16 protein-coding genes are annotated in these 17,298 nt (G+C 73.3%); 11 read left to right on the top strand and 5 right to left on the bottom strand.

Features of this window, described 5'->3' with window-relative positions; genetic code table 11:
* Window positions 1-185: 185 nt before the first annotated feature.
* The gene (gene speB, locus ABD954_RS22185) at window positions 186-1,163 is read right to left on the bottom strand and encodes an agmatinase (RefSeq protein WP_345488145.1); all 978 of its coding nucleotides are present in this window, start codon (window positions 1,161-1,163) and stop codon (window positions 186-188) included.
* 120 nt (window positions 1,164-1,283) lie between these two features.
* Here speB and ABD954_RS22180 point away from each other — a divergent pair, with 120 nt between their 5' ends.
* Entirely contained in the window at window positions 1,284-2,780 is a 1,497-nt protein-coding gene (locus ABD954_RS22180) for a PucR family transcriptional regulator (RefSeq protein ID WP_345488144.1), read from the top strand.
* Between the two features lie 25 nt (window positions 2,781-2,805).
* Here ABD954_RS22180 and ABD954_RS22175 read toward each other — a convergent pair whose 3' ends face one another.
* Window positions 2,806-3,111 carry a hypothetical protein gene (locus tag ABD954_RS22175; RefSeq protein ID WP_345488143.1) on the bottom strand — a complete coding sequence of 102 codons (306 nt, stop codon included), beginning with the start codon at window positions 3,109-3,111 and terminating at the stop codon, window positions 2,806-2,808.
* A 527-nt stretch (window positions 3,112-3,638) separates the two neighbouring features.
* On the opposite strand from ABD954_RS22175, the gene ABD954_RS22170 reads away from it, so the two are divergent.
* Both ABD954_RS22170 and ABD954_RS22165 read left to right on the top strand, forming a co-directional pair.
* Window positions 3,639-4,433, top strand: a complete 795-nt coding sequence (locus ABD954_RS22170) for a helix-turn-helix domain-containing protein (protein ID WP_345488141.1) — start codon at window positions 3,639-3,641, stop codon at window positions 4,431-4,433.
* Window positions 4,426-4,638 (top strand): DUF397 domain-containing protein, encoded by a 213-nt coding sequence (locus tag ABD954_RS22165; protein WP_345488140.1) that lies wholly within the window; start codon window positions 4,426-4,428, stop codon window positions 4,636-4,638. Before ABD954_RS22170 ends, ABD954_RS22165 begins: the two co-directional genes overlap by 8 nt.
* A gap of 161 nt (window positions 4,639-4,799) precedes the next feature.
* Here ABD954_RS22165 and ABD954_RS22160 read toward each other — a convergent pair whose 3' ends face one another.
* Window positions 4,800-5,408, bottom strand: a complete 609-nt coding sequence (locus tag ABD954_RS22160) for a hypothetical protein (RefSeq protein WP_345488139.1) — start codon at window positions 5,406-5,408, stop codon at window positions 4,800-4,802.
* A 164-nt stretch (window positions 5,409-5,572) separates the two neighbouring features.
* On the opposite strand from ABD954_RS22160, the gene ABD954_RS22155 reads away from it, so the two are divergent.
* The 4 genes from ABD954_RS22155 to ABD954_RS22140 all read left to right on the top strand — a co-directional run bounded on the left by ABD954_RS22155 (window position 5,573) and on the right by ABD954_RS22140 (window position 9,863).
* Window positions 5,573-6,772 (top strand): helix-turn-helix domain-containing protein, encoded by a 1,200-nt coding sequence (locus ABD954_RS22155; RefSeq protein ID WP_345488138.1) that lies wholly within the window; start codon window positions 5,573-5,575, stop codon window positions 6,770-6,772.
* A 92-nt stretch (window positions 6,773-6,864) separates the two neighbouring features.
* Window positions 6,865-8,022 (top strand): acyl-CoA dehydrogenase family protein, encoded by a 1,158-nt coding sequence (locus tag ABD954_RS22150; RefSeq protein WP_345488137.1) that lies wholly within the window; start codon window positions 6,865-6,867, stop codon window positions 8,020-8,022.
* Entirely contained in the window at window positions 8,023-8,892 is an 870-nt protein-coding gene (locus ABD954_RS22145) for an acyl-CoA thioesterase (RefSeq protein ID WP_345488136.1), read from the top strand. It abuts the gene before it with no gap.
* Between the two features lie 23 nt (window positions 8,893-8,915).
* A complete protein-coding gene (locus ABD954_RS22140) occupies window positions 8,916-9,863 on the top strand; it encodes a cation diffusion facilitator family transporter (RefSeq protein WP_345488135.1) in 948 nt (315 codons plus the stop codon).
* A gap of 83 nt (window positions 9,864-9,946) precedes the next feature.
* Here ABD954_RS22140 and ABD954_RS22135 read toward each other — a convergent pair whose 3' ends face one another.
* Together ABD954_RS22135 and ABD954_RS22130 are read right to left on the bottom strand one after the other, a co-directional pair.
* Window positions 9,947-10,729, bottom strand: a complete 783-nt coding sequence (locus ABD954_RS22135) for a phosphatase (protein WP_345488134.1) — start codon at window positions 10,727-10,729, stop codon at window positions 9,947-9,949.
* Between the two features lie 95 nt (window positions 10,730-10,824).
* On the bottom strand, window positions 10,825-11,433 hold the full coding sequence (locus tag ABD954_RS22130; RefSeq protein ID WP_345488133.1) for an SACE_7040 family transcriptional regulator: 609 nt from the start codon (window positions 11,431-11,433) through the stop codon (window positions 10,825-10,827).
* A gap of 94 nt (window positions 11,434-11,527) precedes the next feature.
* On the opposite strand from ABD954_RS22130, the gene ABD954_RS22125 reads away from it, so the two are divergent.
* Genes ABD954_RS22125 through ABD954_RS22110 form a run of 4 tightly spaced genes read left to right on the top strand, consistent with a single transcriptional unit; the run spans window position 11,528 to window position 17,197 of the window.
* On the top strand, window positions 11,528-13,135 hold the full coding sequence (locus ABD954_RS22125) for a carboxyl transferase domain-containing protein (RefSeq protein ID WP_345488132.1): 1,608 nt from the start codon (window positions 11,528-11,530) through the stop codon (window positions 13,133-13,135).
* A 35-nt stretch (window positions 13,136-13,170) separates the two neighbouring features.
* Window positions 13,171-15,096, top strand: a complete 1,926-nt coding sequence (locus tag ABD954_RS22120; protein WP_345492383.1) for an ATP-binding protein — start codon at window positions 13,171-13,173, stop codon at window positions 15,094-15,096.
* On the top strand, window positions 15,093-16,028 hold the full coding sequence (locus ABD954_RS22115) for a hydroxymethylglutaryl-CoA lyase (protein WP_345488131.1): 936 nt from the start codon (window positions 15,093-15,095) through the stop codon (window positions 16,026-16,028). Before ABD954_RS22120 ends, ABD954_RS22115 begins: the two co-directional genes overlap by 4 nt.
* 8 nt (window positions 16,029-16,036) lie before the next feature.
* Window positions 16,037-17,197: an acyl-CoA dehydrogenase family protein gene (locus ABD954_RS22110; RefSeq protein ID WP_345488130.1), complete on the top strand. Its 1,161-nt coding sequence runs from the start codon at window positions 16,037-16,039 to the stop codon at window positions 17,195-17,197.
* Window positions 17,198-17,298 lie beyond the last annotated feature (101 nt).

Raw genomic sequence — 17,298 nt, 5'->3', positions numbered from 1 at the left:
CGCGCGGGACGCGCGGGTCCGACGGCGGGCCCGACGAGGAGCGCGGTGCGGGTCGGGGCGCCCCGCCGGACAGCGGCGCGGCGGGCGCCCCGCGGGGCGCGGGCGAGGGGCCGTGCCCGGACCTGCCGGGCAGGCGGCGGGGCGGGCGCCGGGGCGCCGGGCCCGCCCCGGCGGTCCTTCCCGGGTTACTTCGCCTCGCGGCTCGCCGCGATCTGGCGGGACATGATCGTCGTCAGCTCGTACGCCGTGTGGGAGGCGGCGACCGCGGTGATCTCGGCGTGGTCGTAGGCGGGGGCCACCTCCACGACGTCGGCGGACACCAGGTTGCAGGAGGAGAGGCCGCGCAGGATCTCCAGGAGTTCGCGGGAGGTCATGCCGCCCGCCTCGGGGGTGCCGGTGCCCGGGGCGTGGGCCGGGTCGAGGCAGTCGATGTCGATGGAGATGTACAGCGGGCGGTCGCCGATGCGCTGGCGCAGCTGGTCGGCGACCTCGTCGGCACCGCGGCGGTAGATGTCCGCCGAGGTCACGATGCCGAAGCCCATCTTCTCGTCGTCGGTGAGGTCCTGCTTGCCGTAGAGCGGGCCGCGGGTGCCGACGTGCGACAGGGCCTCGGTGTCGAGGATGCCCTCCTCCACGGCCCGGCGGAACGGGGTGCCGTGGGTGTACTCGGCGCCGAAGTAGGTGTCCCATGTGTCCAGGTGGGCGTCGAAGTGGAGCAGCGCGACCGGCCCGTGCTTCTTGGCGACGGAACGCAGCAGCGGCAGCGCGATGGTGTGGTCGCCGCCCAGGGTCATCAGGCGGGCGCCGGTGGCGAGCAGGTCGTCGGCGGCGGCCTCGACGGTCTCGACCGCCTCGTTGATGTTGAACGGGTTGGCGGCGATGTCACCGGCGTCGGCGACCTGGGCGAGCGCGAACGGAGAGGCGTCCTGGGCCGGGTTGTAGGGGCGCAGCAGACGGGACGCCTCGCGGATGGCGTTGCCGCCGAAGCGGGCGCCGGGGCGGTAGGAGACGCCGCTGTCGAAGGGGACGCCGACCACGGCGACGTCGGCGGTGCCGACCTCGTCGAGGCGCGGCAGCCGGGCGAACGTCGCGGGACCGGCGTACCGCGGGATGCGGGACGAGTCGATCGGGCCGCGCGGGGTGTTCTGGTCGCTGCTGCTCATGGTCGGGGCCTCCTGGAGGTGCTTCTTCGGACGGCATCGACAGTAGGTGGCCGGGCAGCGGCGGAGAAGTGTACGTTTTATCCACTGTCGGGACGGGGACTGTACGAAGGATCCATACCCATGAACGCCTCGGACGCCGCCGGGACTCCGCCCCCTGCCGGACCGCCCGGGGCCACGCCGCCCGCCACGCAGCCCACGACGCCGCCCGGCCCGCCGGTGCCGCCCGTCCCGCTGGCCACCCTGCTCGCCCGCGAGGAGCTGGGCCTGCGGCTGCTCACCGGTTCGGCGGAGGTGTCGCTGCACTGGGTCCACACGTCGGAGATGGCCGATCCCTACCCGTATCTGCTGGGCGGCGAGCTGTTGATGACGGCGGGCGTGCAGCTCGCGGATCCCGCGCGGTACGTCGAGCGGGTGGTGGAGGCCGGGGCGGCCGCGCTCGGTTTCGGCGTGACCCCGGTGTACGACACGGTGCCGCAGGAACTGGTCGCGGCCTGCGCACGGCACGGTCTGCCGCTCGTGGAGGTCCCGCCCCGCACCCCGTTCACCGCCGTCGCCCGGGCGCTGTGGCGGCTGATGGCCGAGGCCCGGCTGCACGAGCTGCGCCGGGTCAGCGAGGCCCAGCAGTCCCTGGCGACCGCCGCCGCCCGCCCGGCCCCCGTGCCGGCGGTGCTCGGCGCCCTCGCCTCGCGCCTCGGCGGTCGCGCGGTGCTGTTCGGCCCGGGCGGTACGGAGTCGGCGGCGGCCGGCCGGGACGTCCCGCCGGAGGCGTCGCGGGCCCTGGCGGACCTGGCGCGGGTGGTGGGGCCGCGCCCCGGCGGCCCTGCGTCGGCGAGCGGCGACGGCGGCGGGCTGCGCCTCGCGGCGTACGCGCTGGGCGGCGGTGAGGGGCTGGCGCTGGGGGTCGCGGCGGAACGCCGGGAGCCGGGCGACCACACGATCGCGGGCGTCGCGGTCGTCCTGCTCTCCCTGTTGACCGCCCCGCACCGCGCCGCCGACGTGACCGCCCGCGACACGGCCCTGGTCCGCCTGCTCCTCGGGGCCGACCCGGCGGACGCGGCGCGGGCCCTGGGCGCCGGGCCGTGGACCGTCGTGCACGCGCGCGGCGGCGACGGCACGCCGTTCGCGGCGGAGGCGCTGGCGGCGGCCCTGGGGACACCGCTGGTGGAGGCCGGCTCCGACGTCGTACGGCTGCTCCTGCCCGCCTCCGAGCCCGTCACCGCCCAGCCCGGGTGGACCCTCGGGGCCGGCGCCCCCGCCGAGGCGGCGGATCTGGCCGTGGCCGACGCCCAGGCGGCCCGGGCCCTGCGGCGTGCGCAGGCGACCCGGGCGGCCCTGGTCCGGCACCGCGCGGCCGGGTTCGCCGGCCTCGTGGACCCGGACGAGGCCGCCGCCCACGCCCGCGAGCTGCTCGCCCCGCTCGGCGGATCCGGGCCGTTGACGGAGACGCTGCGGACCTGGCTGTCGCTGCACGGCAGCTGGGACCGGACGGCGGTGGCGACGGGCGTCCACCGCAACACCGTCCGCCAGCGCATCGCCCGCGCCGCGGCCCTCCTCGACCGGGACCTGGACGACCCGGACGTGCGCATGGAGCTGTGGTTCGCGCTCGGCGCCCTGTGAGCCGAGGTCCGCTCGCGGCCTCCGGCTAGGAGACGTCGCCGGGGTCCATCGCCAGCCGCGCGCCCCGGCTCCGCGCGACGCGGTGGACCTCGCGCAGGGACTCGGCCAGGCGGGCGACGACGTAGCGGAGCTGCTCAGGAGTCGCCGAACGGTCGCTCAACAGGTCCTCGACATGACCGAGGAGATCGGCGGCCATGCCGAGCTGCACGCTCTCGACGTTGTCGGCGACGCGGGAGACGTATCCCCGGCCGTCACCGATCAGATAGCAGGGCTTCCCCTCGGCGCCGGTCCAGGGGAGCAGACGGACGGCTTCCGTGGCCGGCCGGTTCACGCCGCGACCTCCCTTCCGTGGATGACGCGGGGACCGATGTCGATGCCGTGCACGGCGAGCCAGAGGGCCCGACGACGGCCTCGCTGACTCCGCGCCTCGGCCTGACGGCGCTCATGGGCCAGGAGGTAGGGCCGAACGAGCGGGCTGTCCTCTCCCCGGAGATACGGCTCGGAGGTCGGAACGGGACCGGCTTCGGCTTCGGCACCGGCATCGGAGAGAGGGCGTACGACGAGGGTGCGGGCGCACGGCGGGCGATGGCGTCCGGGCGGCGGAGGCCACAGCAGTCGCAGCAGCGGGTCGATGATCCGGGCGATACAGTGCAACACGTCGTCAGCTCCTGCGTAGTTGATGGCCACGCCCCCGGACCGGTCGCCTCGGTCGCGGGGGTCTCGCGTGCGCGGCTCCGCAGGGCTCGTCCGCCCGCCGGAACTGCGCTCTGTAGCGATTCCCTCACAGCGTGAGACCAGCAGGGCTACCCTGACCAGGGGGTTCGGTGTGACAGAGCCTTTGTCACAAGGGAGTTGACGATGACGAATGTCTACGGCGAGTGGTTGAAGGCCCGACGCGAGGCCGCCGGCCTCACCCAACAGGAGCTGGCGGACCGTACGATCATGACCCGCTCGCACATCGCCCACATCGAGGCGGGCCGCCGGATTCCCTCACAGGAGGACGCCCGCAGGCTCGACAGGGCGCTGAGCACGGGCGATGTGTTGCAGAGCTTCCTGCCCAAGCAGGACGTGGCGGTCGCGGACTACTTCGAGGCGGCGCTGGAACTCGAACAACAGGCGACGGTGATCCGCGAGTTCGCCCTGTCGTTCGTTCCGGGCATCCTTCAGACGGAGAAGTACGCGCGTGCGGTTCTGAGTACCTCCTTCCCCCCTGTGAGTGAAGAAGAATGTGACAGGCTCGTTGTCACACGTCTCCAGCGCGCGAAGGTGCTGGTCAATCCGGTGAACCCGGTGGTCTGGGCGCTGATCGACGAGGCGGTACTGCGCCGGGTCGTGGGCAGCGAGGAGGTCATGGCGCAGCAGATCACGCACATGGTCCGCCTGGTGGAGTCGGGGCGGGTGAGGGTCCATGTGCTGCCGTTCGGGCTGGGAGTCCACACCCTGATGCAAGGCATGCTCACGCTCATGAAGTTCGAGGACCAGCCACCAGTGGCGTACTCGGAGGGCATCCAGGTGGGGCAGGTGCACGACTCACCAACCGTGGTCGACCGCCTCGAAGGCGCCTACGATCTTGCACTGAGCGACGCACTGCCGCTCAAGGAGTCACTTGCCCTCCTGCGGGCGACAGTGAAGGGCTACGGACACCGTGAATGAACGAACCATCCCCGACGCCTCGGTCCTGACCGGCTGGCGCAAGTCGACGTACAGCGGAAACGAAGGCGGCAGTTGCGTCGAGGTCCTCGACGGCCATCCGTCGGGCGTCCCGGTCCGCGACTCGAAGAACCCTCACGGCCCCGCGCTCGTCTTCGCCGCGGCAGGCTGGACCTCGTTCATCACGAGCGTCAAGGCCGGGCGGTAGGCAACGCCCTCCCCTCACGGTCGGGGCTGCGCACCACCGATCCTGCCGACCGGTCGAGCTGAATCGAAATCCGGGCGGCAGGATCGACCCCCATGGCGGGGAAGTGGACGGAGCCCCGAGCCGGCGGCCTCCGGCGACCGGTCCGGCGACCGGTCCCGGACTCAGGACCAGAGCTTGTTGACCGCGGTCTTCGTCGTCGTCCGGAAGGCGTTCAGCGGGGCGTCCTTCAGGTCGCCCATCTGGCCCCAGCGGACGAGGGTGACGGTGCGGCCGTCGCGGCCGACGGAGAACAGGTGGATGTCGGAGTTGCCGACCTGCGGGTCGGCGGTGTCCAGGCTGTAGACCCAGGCGCCCTCCTCGACGGCCAGCTTGCCGTGGGCGGCGCTGACGGCCTTGAGACCCGGGTTCTGCCGCTCCAGCAGGGGGCCGCAGCCGGCCAGGGACTTACGGAGGGTGTCGACCAGCTTCACGGCGTCGGCCTCGGTGCGGGCGACGGTGGTGACCTGGACGCCGTTGGTGTCGAGCTCGGTGCTGAACTCGCGGTAGCGGCTGTTCTGCGCCGGGATCTTGTACGAGGCGCAGAGGACGCCGCCGTTCTCCGGGACGCCGGTGAAGACCTGGGTGGCGGTCCACGGCGTCGACGACGGCGGCATCTGGGAGGCGGCGAGGAAGGCGGGCTGGGCGGCCGCCTGCGCCGGAGCCGTTGCCAGGGCCGCGAGGCCCAGGGCGGCAGCGGCGGCGGTGGCGAGTGCGGTACGGAGCTTGTTCATGCTGGTGGATCCCCCGTCGGGTCGTTCGGTCAGTGCCCACCCAGCGTCGGGCCGGGGACCCGCCATCTGCAACGGTGACGCGCCGTTCCTCCGTCCCGGAACCGTTTCACCCCCGCTGACGTGCAGGGACGTGAAGGGTGGGACGCAGGGTCGAAGGGGATGGAATGCCGAAGGACGCCGCCGTCGAGGAGTTCGCGGGGCTCGTGCGCACGCTGAAGGCGCGGGACGGGAGGAGTTACGAGGCGCTGGGCCGGCGCCTGAGCGTCAGCGCGTCCACCCTCCACCGCTACTGCTCGGGGACGACCGTCCCGGAGCAGTTCGCCGTGGTCGACCGCCTCGCCCTGCTGTGCGGGGCGGACGAGGAGGAGCGACGGGCCCTGGAGGCGGCCTGGAGCCGCGCGGACCGCGCCCGCCGCCCCGCGCTGCCCGAGCCCGGGGCGGGGTCCGAGTGCGGCACTCGGCCCCGGTCCGGCGGAGGGTCCGAGCCCGGCACGGAGCCCGAGTGCGCCCCGGAGCCCCCGCCGAGCCCGCAGCCCCGGCCGAACCCGGAGCCGGCCCCCGAGCCCGAGCCGGCACCCGTGCACGCGCACGTGCCGGGCCTCCCGTCCCGGTGGCGCCGGTGGGGCTGGGCGGGCGTGGTCACCGGGCTGCTGGCGCTCGTGGGGGCGGTGACGCTCGGAGCCGTACTCCTGCCCGGCAAGGCACGGGAGCGGGCGGCCGAGGCACCGGCGCCGCTGACGTGGACGGTCGCCTCGCACATCTGGGAGAACGGGTGCGGGCACACCTACCTCGTGCAGCGGACGCCCCCTGGCCCGCCGGAGGCCGCCGACGCGCAGAGCTGGGCGGCGGCGCAGGGGGCCGTGCACGGCGGGGAGACGCTCGTGCGGATCTCGGTCCAGGGGCGGTCGTCCGACGCGGTCGTCCTCCAGGCCCTGCACGTGCGCGTGGTGGACCGAGCCGGGCCGCTGCCGTGGCGCGCGTACCGGATGGACGAGGGCTGCGGCGGGTCCGTCACCCCGCGCCACTTCGCCGTGGACCTCGACCGGCCGCGTCCGCTCGCCCGCCCCGTGGACGGCTTCGACGCGACCGGCGACGGCCGCACGATCCCCGCCGTCTCCTTCCCGTACGCGGTCACGGCCACCGGGCCGGAGGAGCTGCTGGTCGCCGCGCGGACGGCGGGCTGCGACTGCCGCTGGTACCTGGAGCTGGAATGGAGCTCGAAGGGACGCTCGGGGACCGTGCGGATCACGGACGAGGGCGGGCGGCCGTTCCGTACCAGCGGGGCGGCGGACGGGCCGGCGTACACGTACGACACCGCCGGTCGGCGCTGGATCACATCCACCGACTCTGGACAGAGCGGTTGACCGGTCGGTAACTTCATAAGGAGGAGGCTGAGCAAGCGCTTAGACACGCTCGCGCCAGGCCGGACAGGACAGGACACCGAAGGAGGCGGCTCGTGCGCCGTACCGTATTCAACGAGGACCACGAGGCGTTCCGGGAGACCATCCGGGCCTTCATCGAGGCCGAGGTCGTTCCGGTCTACGACGAGTGGTTCGCCGCCGGTCAGGCGCCCCGCGACTTCTACTACAAGCTCGGTGAGCTGGGCGTCTTCGGCATCAACGTGCCCGAGGAGTTCGGCGGCGCCGGTCTGGACACCCACAAGTTCGAGGCCGTCCTCTACGAGGAGACCGCTCGGGCCGGCGTGCAGTTCGGCGGCTCCGGCGTGCACGTCCTGCTGGCGCTCCCGTACATCAAGATGCTCGCCACCGACGAGCAGAAGAAGCGTTACCTCCCGAAGTTCGTCTCCGGCGAGGAGATGTGGGCCCTCGCGATGACCGAGCCGGGCACCGGCTCCGACGTCGCGGGCATGAAGACCACCGCCAAGCTCTCCGAGGACGGCACCCACTACGTCCTCAACGGCGCCAAGACCTTCATCACCGGCGGCGTCCACGCCGACCGCGTCATCGTCTGCGCCCGCACCTCCGCCCCCTCGGCCGAGGACCGCCGCTTCGGCATCTCCCTCTTCGCCGTGGACACCAAGTCCGAGGGCTACTCGATCGGCCGCAAGCTCGACAAGCTGGGCCTGCGCACCTCCGACACCGCCGAGCTGGCGTTCGTCGACGTCAAGGTGCCGGCCGAGGACCTGCTCGGCGAGGAGGGCAAGGGCTTCTCCTACCTCGGCCACAACCTCGCCTCCGAGCGCTGGGGCATCGCCTTCGGCGCCTACGCCCAGGCCAAGGCCGCGATCCGGTTCGCCCAGCAGTACGTGACCGACCGCACCGTGTTCGGCAAGCCGGTCGCGCACTTCCAGAACACCAAGTTCGAGCTGGCCGCCTGCCAGGCCGAGGTCGACGCCGCCGAGGCCGTCGCCGACCGCGCCCTGGAGGCGCTGGACGCGGGCGAGCTCACCCCGGCCGAGGCCGCCTCCGCCAAGCTCTTCTGCACCGAGGTCGCCCACCGCGTCATCGACCGCTGCCTCCAGCTGCACGGCGGCTACGGCTACATGAACGAGTACCCGATCGCGCGCCTGTACGCGGACAACCGCGTCAACCGCATCTACGGCGGCACCAGCGAGATCATGAAGTCGATCATCGCCAAGTCGATGGGTCTGTAAGTGCCCGACCCGCACACGGCTCTTGATGACCTGCTCGCTCTGCTCGACCTGGAGCGGATCGAGCGGGACATCTTCCGGGGCGAGTCCCGCTCCGCGCTCGTCCCCCGCGTCTTCGGCGGCCAGGTGGCCGCCCAGGCGCTGGTGGCGGCGGGGCGGACCGTCCCCGGCGACCGGCTCGCCCACTCCCTGCACGCGTACTTCCTGCGCCCCGGGGACCCGGGCGCGCCGATCGTGTACACGGTCGACCGCATCCGCGACGGCCGTTCCTTCACCACCCGCCGGGTGGTCGCGGTCCAGCACGGCCAGCCGGTCTTCCACCTGTCGGCGTCCTTCCAGACGTACGAGGAGGGCCTGGAGCACCAGGCGGAGATGCCGCCCGCGCCCGACCCGGAGTCGCTGCCGACGGCCGACGAGATGCTGCCCCGGCACCTGCCCCGCGAGGTCGCGGACCGGCTGATCGAGGCGCGTGCCGCCGTCGACCTGCGCTATGCCGACGCCCCGCCGTGGGGCTCGGTCGGCGAGCCGCGCGAGCCGCGCTCCCAGGTCTGGTTCCGCACCAACGGCAAGCTGGCCGACGACCCGCTGCTGCACGTGGTCCTCGCCACCTACGTCTCCGACATGACGCTGCTCGACTCGGTCCTGCTGGCGCACGGGCGGGGCGGCTGGGCGGTCGGCGACGTCGTCGGCGCCTCCCTCGACCACGCGATGTGGTTCCACCGCCCCTTCCGGGCGGACGAATGGCTCCTCTACGACCAGGAGTCGCCCACCTCGTCCGGCGGGCGCGGTCTCGGCCAGGCCCGGATCTACACCCAGGACGGGCACCTGGCGATCTCCGTCATCCAGGAGGGTGTCGTTCGCGTTCCGCGCTGACGACCGGACATACCGTCCGGTCCATGGCGGACAGCGGGAAGCACGGCGGGAACGGCCAGAGCGGTGAGAGCGCCTTCACCGTGATCGTGGCCGCGGCGGCGAACCTCGGGATCGCCGCCGCCAAGGCCGTGGCGGGCGTGATCTCCGGATCGAGCGCGATGCTCTCCGAGGCGGCGCACTCGGTCGCCGACACGGTCACCGAGGTCATGCTGCTCACGGCGCTCCGGCGGAGCGGGAAGCCCGCCGACGAGGACCATCCGCTCGGCCACGGCGGCGAGCGCTACGTCTGGGCGATGCTCGCGGCCGTCGCCACCTTCGTCGGCGGCGCGGTGTTCTCCGTGTACGACGGCGTCCACACCCTCACCCACGGCGAGGAGCTGGGCGACCCCCTCGTCTCGTACGTGGTGCTCGGCGTCGCCTTCGTCCTGGAGGGCTTCAGCCTGCGGACCGCCGTCCGGCAGGTGAGGGCGGAGGCGGAGCGCGTGCGGGCCCCCTTCGCCCGCTATCTGCGCCTGACGCCGGACACCACGGTCAAGGCGGTGGTCATGGAGGACTCCGCGGCCCTCGCCGGACTGATGCTCGCGGCCGGCGGCCTGCTCGGCGGGCAGCTCACCGGCTCGGGCGTCTGGGACGGCGTCGCCTCGATCCTGATCGGGGTGCTGCTCGCGTACGTGGCGTGGGTGCTCGGCCGCTCCAACGCGGAGCTGCTCGTGGGCCGCCCGCTGCCGCGCGCGATGCGGGCGGCGGTCCGCGAGGAGCTGCTCGCGGTGGAGCAGGTGGTGGGCGTCCTGGACCTGACGACGCTGATCCAGGGCCCGGAGGAGGTCCTGGTGGCGGCGAAGGTCGACTTCCGGGACGTGGCGACGGCCGCCGAGATCGAACGGGCCTGCGAGGAGGCGGAGCACCGCCTCCGCGCCCGCTTCCCCTCCGTCCGCCGGGTCTACCTGGACCCGACCCCGGGCCGGGCTTGACGGCGGCGGAAGGGGCGCTGAAGCCGGGGCGGGGGCCTGGGCCGGGATCGGCGCCTGGGCCTGGGCCTGGGCCTGCGCCTGGCTCAGTCCAGCAGGCCCGCCGCGTCCAGCAGGTACGCCGTCAGCGGCTCGTAGGAGCGCGGGTCCAGGACGTGGTCGTCGAGCGGGACGGTGACCTGCATGGTGCCCTCGGCCTCCGCGAGGAACAGCGCGGGGTCGTTGCAGTCGGCGTAGCCGACGGAGTCGATGCCGCGCTGGGCGGCGCGCCCGGCCCAGCCGTGGTCGGCGACGACGAGGTCCGGCGCGGGTTCGCCGAGGGACCGCAGGGCGTCCAGGATCGCGTTCATGGGCTCCGGGGAGTGGGTGTGCCACAGGGTGGCCCCCCGCTCGAACACGGCGACGTCGGCGAACTGCACCACGTACCCCTCGTCGGCGGTGAGCCCGCCGGGGATGCGGACGATCTCGCAGCCCTTGGTCCGCAGCGCGGCCGCGACCCTGCTGTGCGCGTCGATCAGGGCGCCGGGGTGGCCGGTCGCGAAGAGCACGCGCTCCTTGCCGGCGGCGGCCTTGCGCAGCCGGGCGGCCATGCGGTCGAGGGCGTCGACGGTCAGCTCGGGGTCGATGGTGTCCTGTCCGGTGCGGTGGGCGGGGTCGTCGACGACTCCGCAGCGCTCGGCCATCACGGCGAGCACGTCCTGCTCGTCGTTCCACCGGTCGCCGAACTCCAGGCCGAGCCAGTAGTGCCGGTCGCCGTTGGCGAGCTTCCGGTAGTGGCTGAGGTTGTTGTCGCGGGGCGTGGCGACGTCCCCGGCGATACGGGTCCGGAGCAGGTGCTCGACGAGTGCGGCGCGGCTGAGTATCGGCATGCCCCCATTCTGCCGGGCGCCCGCCCCGGCCCGTACGCCGTTTCCCTCCGCCGGCGGGGCGGGCCGCCGGCGGCGCCCCGGGGCCGGCGCCGGTGTCAGGCCCGGACGGCGCCCAGGGCTCCGAGCGCGCCGTGGGCGAGGTCGCGCAGGAGGTCCTCCAGTCCGGGGCGGCCGAGGGGGGCGCCCAGGTGGGGGGTGGAGTTGAGGAGGCCGAAGACGGCGTGGACGGCGGCGCGGACCTGGGGTTCCCCGGCGTCGGGGTACAGCTCGCGGACGACGGCGACCCACAGTTCGACGTACTGGCGCTGGAGCTGCCGGACCCGCTTGCGGTCCTCGTCCTTGAGGCGGTCGAGCTCGCGGTCGTGGAGGGTGATCAGGGGCCGGTCGTCGAGGGCGAAGTCGATGTGGCCGTCGATGAGGGAGCCGAGCAGGGCGCGCGGGTCCCCGTCCGACTCGGCGACGCGCAGCCGGCCGCCGTCGAGGAGCCGTTCGCTGATGCCGACGAGCAGCTCGGCGAGCATGGCGTCCTTGCCGGGGAAGTGGCGGTAGAGCCCGGGGCCGCTGATGCCGACGGCGGCTCCTATCTCGTCCACGCCCACCCCGTGGAAGCCGCGCTCGGCGAACAGGCGGGCGGCCTCCTTGAGGATCTGCTCGCGTCGCGTCGGGGCGTCGGTGCGGCCGGTCGGGGTGGGAGTGGTGGTCATGGATTCGATTCTAGACAACCCGGTTAGCGGTCGTTAACCTGAGCGGCATACGACATGCGTTAACGCTCATTAACCGAGCAAGGGAGCTCGAGGGATGCAGCAGGCACCTGTGCTGACGAGCGCGGCGGACCCCGCGTCCGCGGCCTGGCAGGCCAATGAGGCGGCCCATCACGAGCTGGCGGCGACCCTGCGCGCCAAGCTCGCCGAGGCCGCCCTCGGCGGTGGGGAGAAGGCCCGCGCCCGGCACACCGCGCGCGGCAAGCTGCTGCCGCGCGACCGCGTGGACACGCTGCTCGACCCCGGTTCGCCGTTCCTGGAGCTGGCCCCGCTCGCGGCGCACGGCATGTACGGCGACCAGGCCCCGGCGGCCGGCGTGATCGCGGGCATCGGCCGGGTCGGCGGACGCGAGTGCGTGATCGTCGCGAACGACGCCACGGTCAAGGGCGGCACGTACTACCCGATGACGGTCAAGAAGCACCTGCGGGCCCAGGAGGTGGCACTGGAGAATCGTCTCCCCTGCCTGTACCTGGTCGACTCGGGCGGCGCCTTCCTGCCGATGCAGGACGAGGTGTTCCCCGACCGGGAGCACTTCGGCCGGATCTTCTACAACCAGGCCCGGATGTCGGGCGCCGGCATCCCGCAGATCGCGGCGGTCCTCGGCTCCTGCACGGCGGGCGGCGCCTACGTTCCGGCGATGAGCGACGAGGCCGTGATCGTCCGGGGACAGGGCACGATCTTCCTGGGCGGCCCGCCGCTGGTGAAGGCGGCGACCGGCGAGGTCGTGACGGCGGAGGAGCTCGGCGGCGGCGAGGTCCACTCCCGGATCTCCGGCGTCACCGACCACCTCGCGGAAGACGACGCCCACGCCCTGCGCATCGTGCGGAACATCGTCGCGACCCTGCCCGAGCGCGGCCCGCTGCCGTGGTCGGTGGAGCCCGTCGAGGAGCCGAAGGTCGACCCGTACGGGCTGTACGGCGCCGTCCCGGTGGACTCCCGCACCCCCTACGACGTGCGCGAGGTCATCGCCCGCGTGGTGGACGGCTCGCGCTTCCAGGAGTTCAAGGCCGAGTACGGGCAGACGCTGGTCACCGGCTTCGCCCGGATCCACGGCCACCCGGTCGGCATCGTCGCCAACAACGGCATCCTGTTCGCCGAGTCGGCCCAGAAGGGCGCGCACTTCATCGAGCTGTGCGACCAGCGCGGCATCCCGCTGGTCTTCCTGCAGAACATCACCGGCTTCATGGTCGGCAAGGCGTACGAGCACGGCGGCATCGCCAAGCACGGCGCCAAGATGGTGACGGCGGTGGCCACCACGCGCGTGCCGAAGCTGACGGTCGTCGTCGGCGGCTCCTTCGGCGCCGGCAACTACTCGATGTGCGGCCGGGCCTACTCGCCGCGCTTCCTGTGGATGTGGCCCAACGCCAAGATCTCGGTGATGGGTGGCGAGCAGGCCGCCTCCGTCCTCGCCACCGTCAAGCGCGACCAGCTCGGCGACGCGTGGAGCGCCGAGGAGGAAGAGGCCTTCAAGGCCCCGATCCGCGAGCAGTACGAGACGCAGGGCAGCGCCTACTACGCGACCGCCCGGCTGTGGGACGACGGCGTGATCGACCCGCTGGACACCCGGCAGGTCCTCGGTCTGGCCCTGACCGCCTGTGCCAACGCGCCCCTGGGTGACCCCCAGTTCGGCGTCTTCCGGATGTGAGGGACTCCCCGACGATGCAGTCTCAGACGCAGCACATGTTCGACACCGTCCTCGTGGCCAACCGGGGCGAGATCGCCGTCCGCGTCATCCGCACGCTGCGGGAGCTGGGCGTGCGCTCGGTGGCCGTGTACAGCGACGCCGACGCCGACGCCCGCCACGTGCGGGAGGCGGACACGGCCGTACGGATCGGGCCCGCGCCGGCCTCCGAGTCGTACCTCTCCGTGCCCGCCCTGCTGGAGGCGGCCGCCCGCACCGGCGCGCAGGCCGTGCACCCCGGCTACGGCTTCCTCGCCGAGAACGCGGGCTTCGCCCGGGCCTGCGCGGACGCCGGCCTCGTCTTCATCGGTCCGTCCGCCGAGGCGATCTCCCTGATGGGCGACAAGATCCGGGCGAAGGAGACCGTCAAGGCGGCCGGCGTCCCGGTCGTCCCGGGCGCCGCCGATCCGGAACTGGAGGCGGCGGCGAAGGAGCTGGGCGCCCCGGTGCTGCTCAAGCCCTCGGCGGGCGGCGGCGGCAAGGGCATGCGCCTGGTGCGGGACCTCTCCGTCCTGACGGACGAGATCGCCGCGGCCCGGCGCGAGGCCCGCTCCTCCTTCGGCGACGACACCCTGCTCGTGGAGCGGTGGATCGACCGCCCCCGGCACATCGAGATCCAGGTCCTCGCCGACGCACACGGCAACGTGGTGCACCTCGGCGAGCGCGAGTGCTCGCTCCAGCGCCGCCACCAGAAGATCATCGAGGAGGCGCCGAGCGTCCTGCTGGACGCGGAGATCCGCGCCGCGATGGGCGCGGCGGCGGTCGAGGCGGCGCGCTCGTGCGGCTATGTCGGCGCGGGCACGGTCGAGTTCATCGTCCCGGGCGGCGACCCGTCCTCGTACTACTTCATGGAGATGAACACCCGCCTCCAGGTCGAGCACCCGGTCACCGAGCTGATCACGGGCCTGGACCTGGTGGAGTGGCAGCTGCGGGTCGCGGCCGGCGAGCCGCTGTCCTTCACCCAGGAGGACGTCCGGCTGGACGGCTGGGCGATCGAGGCCCGCATCTGCGCGGAGGACCCGGCGCGCGGCTTCCTGCCGTCCGGCGGCACGGTGCTCGCGCTGCGCGAGCCGCGGGGCGAGGGCGTACGGACCGACTCGGGCCTCTCGGAGGGCACGGAGGTCTCGTCCCTCTACGACCCGATGCTGTCGAAGGTCATCGTCCACGCGCCCGACCGCCCCACCGCCCTGCGCAAGCTCCGCGCGGCCCTCGGGGAGCTGGTCACCCTCGGCGTCCCGACCAACGCGGGCTTCCTGCGCCGTCTGCTCGCCCATCCGGACGTCGTCTCCGGCGACCTGGACACGGGGCTCGTGGAGCGGGACGCGGAGAGCCTGGCCGTCTCCGGCGTGCCGGAGGAGGTGTACGCGGCGGCGGCGGCCGTACGGCTCGCGGACCTGGCCCCGGCCCCCCGCGGCGGCTGGACCGACCCGTTCTCGGTGCCGAGCGGGTGGCGCCTCGGCGGCGCACCCACCCCGCCGGCGTTCCCGCTGCGCGTACCGGGACTGGAACCCGTCACCCGGTCCGCTCCCCCGGGCGCGCGGGTGACGGAGCGGTCCGTCACCGTGACCGTCGACGGGGTCACGCACCACTTCCACCGGGCCGCCGACTGGGTGGGCCGGGACGGCGACTCCTGGCACGTCCTGGACCACGACCCGGTCGCCGCCGCGCTCTCCGGCGCCCGGCACGGCGGGGCCGACACGCTCGCCGCGCCGATGCCCGGGACCGTCACGGTCGTCAAGGTCGCGGTCGGGGACGAGGTCGAGGCCGGACAGAGCCTGCTGGTGGTCGAGGCGATGAAGATGGAACACGTCATCTCCGCCCCGCACGCCGGCACCGTCACCGAGCTGGACGTCACGCCCGGCACGACCGTCGCCATGGACCAGGTCCTGGCCGTGGTGACGCCCCGCGACGAGGAGGACGCATGAGCACCGGTCTGCCGATGACCGTGGCCGACCCGGCGCTGCCCGCCCGGGTCCGGATCCACGAGGTCGGGGCCCGGGACGGGCTGCAGAACGAGAAGACGGCCGTCCCGACCGAGGTGAAGGCGGAGTTCGTCCGGCGGCTCGCCGACGCGGGCCTGTCCACGATCGAGGCGACCAGCTTCGTGCACCCGAAGTGGGTGCCCCAACTGGCCGACGCCGAGGAGCTGTTCCCGCAGGTCCGGGACCTGCCCGTGCGGCTTCCGGTGCTCGTGCCCAACGAGCGGGGGCTCGACCGGGCCCTCGCCCTCGGCGCCCGGGAGGTCGCCGTCTTCGCCTCCGCCACGGAGTCCTTCGCCAAGGCGAACCTCAACCGGACGGTCGACGAGGCGCTCGCGATGTTCGCGCCGACCGTCACCCGCGCCATAGAGGCCGGTCTCAAGGTCCGCGGCTACCTGTCGATGTGCTTCGGCGACCCCTGGGAAGGCGCCGTCCCGATCGAGCAGGTCGTCCGCGTCACCAAGGCGCTCGCCGACATGGGCTGCGACGAGCTCAGCCTCGGCGACACGATCGGCGTCGCCACGCCCGGCCACGTCCAGGCGCTGCTCACGGCCCTGAACGAGGCCGGCGTGCCCACCTCCCGTATCGCCGTGCACTTCCACGACACCTACGGGCAGGCCCTCGCCAACACGCTCGCCGCGCTGCGGCACGGCGTCACCACGGTCGACGCGTCGGCGGGCGGCCTCGGCGGCTGCCCGTACGCCAAGAGCGCGACCGGCAATCTCGCCACCGAGGACCTCGTGTGGATGCTCGACGGTCTCGGCATCGAGACCGGGGTCGACCTGGCCAAGCTCACCGCCACGAGCGCGTGGATGGCCGAACACCTGGGCAGGCCCAGCCCTTCCCGTACCGTCCGCGCCCTCTCCCACAAGGAGTGACGAAACCCATGTCCCTCGACCACCGGCTCTCCGAAGAGCACGAGGAACTCCGCCGCACCGTCGAGGAGTTCGCCCACGACGTCGTGGCGCCGAAGATCGGCGACTACTACGAGCGGCACGAGTTCCCGTACGAGATCGTCGCCGAGATGGGCCGCATGGGCCTGTTCGGCCTGCCGTTCCCCGAGGAGTACGGCGGCATGGGCGGTGACTACCTGGCGCTCGGCATCGCCCTGGAGGAGCTGGCCCGGGTCGACTCCTCGGTGGCCATCACGCTGGAGGCGGGCGTCTCGCTGGGCGCGATGCCGGTCTACCGCTTCGGCACGGAGGAGCAGAAGCGCGCCTGGCTGCCGAAGCTGTGCTCGGGCGAGATGCTGGGCGCGTTCGGGCTGACCGAGCCGGGCGCGGGCTCGGACGCGGGCGGCACCCGCACCACCGCCGTCCGGGACGGCGACCACTGGGTGATCAACGGCTCCAAGTGCTTCATCACCAACTCCGGTACGGACATCACGGGCCTGGTGACGGTCACGGCGGTCACCGGCCGCAAGCCGGACGGCAGGCCGCTGATCTCCTCGATCATCGTCCCGTCCGGCACGCCCGGCTTCACGGTCGCGGCGCCGTACTCGAAGGTGGGCTGGAACGCCTCGGACACGCGTGAGCTGTCCTTCGACGACGTGCGGGTCCCGGTGGAGAACCTGCTCGGCGAGGAGGGCCGCGGCTACGCGCAGTTCCTGCGGATCCTGGACGAGGGCCGGGTCGCGATCGCGGCGCTCGCGACGGGCCTCGCGCAGGGCTGTGTGGACGAGTCGGTGAAGTACGCGAAGGAACGCCACGCCTTCGGCCGTCCGATCGCCGACAACCAGGCCATCCAGTTCAAGATCGCCGACATGGAGACGCGCGCCCACATGGCCCGCATCGGCTGGCGCGACGCGGCCTCCCGGCTGGTCCTCGGCGAGCCGTTCAAGAAGGAGGCGGCCATCGCGAAGCTGTACTCCTCGACGGTGGCCGTCGACAACGCCCGCGAGGCCACCCAGATTCACGGCGGCTACGGCTTCATGAACGAGTACCCGGTGGCCCGCATGTGGCGCGACTCCAAGATCCTGGAGATCGGCGAGGGCACGAGCGAGGTGCAGCGGATGCTGATCGCGCGGGAGCTGGGGCTGGGCGGCTGAGCCGGTCCCGTCGCCCCGCGTGCCCGTCGCCCACCTGCTGGTGGGAGGCGGGCACGGCGTCATGCCGGGCACCACAGCGGGGCGGACCAGCGCCCCCGGCT

It is taken from the genome of Streptomyces roseoviridis, from assembly GCF_039535235.1.
In the GTDB taxonomy this organism is placed as follows: domain Bacteria; phylum Actinomycetota; class Actinomycetes; order Streptomycetales; family Streptomycetaceae; genus Streptomyces; species Streptomyces roseoviridis.
The sequence above is the reverse complement of the archived record's forward strand: the minus strand, read 5'-3'. Positions and strand labels throughout refer to the sequence as shown.

Bases quoted from the DNA above. Each gene is read 5' to 3' on its own strand.
- ABD954_RS22115 (WP_345488131.1), top strand. From the start codon at position 15,093: ATGAGCACCGGTCTGCCGATGACCGTGGCCGACCCGGCGCTGCCCGCC.
- ABD954_RS22130 (WP_345488133.1), bottom strand. From the start codon at position 11,433: ATGACCACCACTCCCACCCCGACCGGCCGCACCGACGCCCCGACGCGA.
- ABD954_RS22110 (WP_345488130.1), top strand. From the start codon at position 16,037: ATGTCCCTCGACCACCGGCTCTCCGAAGAGCACGAGGAACTCCGCCGC.
- ABD954_RS22140 (WP_345488135.1), top strand. From the start codon at position 8,916: ATGGCGGACAGCGGGAAGCACGGCGGGAACGGCCAGAGCGGTGAGAGC.
- ABD954_RS22135 (WP_345488134.1), bottom strand. From the start codon at position 10,729: ATGCCGATACTCAGCCGCGCCGCACTCGTCGAGCACCTGCTCCGGACC.
- ABD954_RS22155 (WP_345488138.1), top strand. From the start codon at position 5,573: ATGCCGAAGGACGCCGCCGTCGAGGAGTTCGCGGGGCTCGTGCGCACG.
- ABD954_RS22125 (WP_345488132.1), top strand. From the start codon at position 11,528: ATGCAGCAGGCACCTGTGCTGACGAGCGCGGCGGACCCCGCGTCCGCG.
- ABD954_RS22160 (WP_345488139.1), bottom strand. From the start codon at position 5,408: ATGAACAAGCTCCGTACCGCACTCGCCACCGCCGCCGCTGCCGCCCTG.
- ABD954_RS22170 (WP_345488141.1), top strand. From the start codon at position 3,639: ATGACGAATGTCTACGGCGAGTGGTTGAAGGCCCGACGCGAGGCCGCC.
- ABD954_RS22180 (WP_345488144.1), top strand. From the start codon at position 1,284: ATGAACGCCTCGGACGCCGCCGGGACTCCGCCCCCTGCCGGACCGCCC.
- ABD954_RS22120 (WP_345492383.1), top strand. From the start codon at position 13,171: ATGTTCGACACCGTCCTCGTGGCCAACCGGGGCGAGATCGCCGTCCGC.
- speB (WP_345488145.1), bottom strand. From the start codon at position 1,163: ATGAGCAGCAGCGACCAGAACACCCCGCGCGGCCCGATCGACTCGTCC.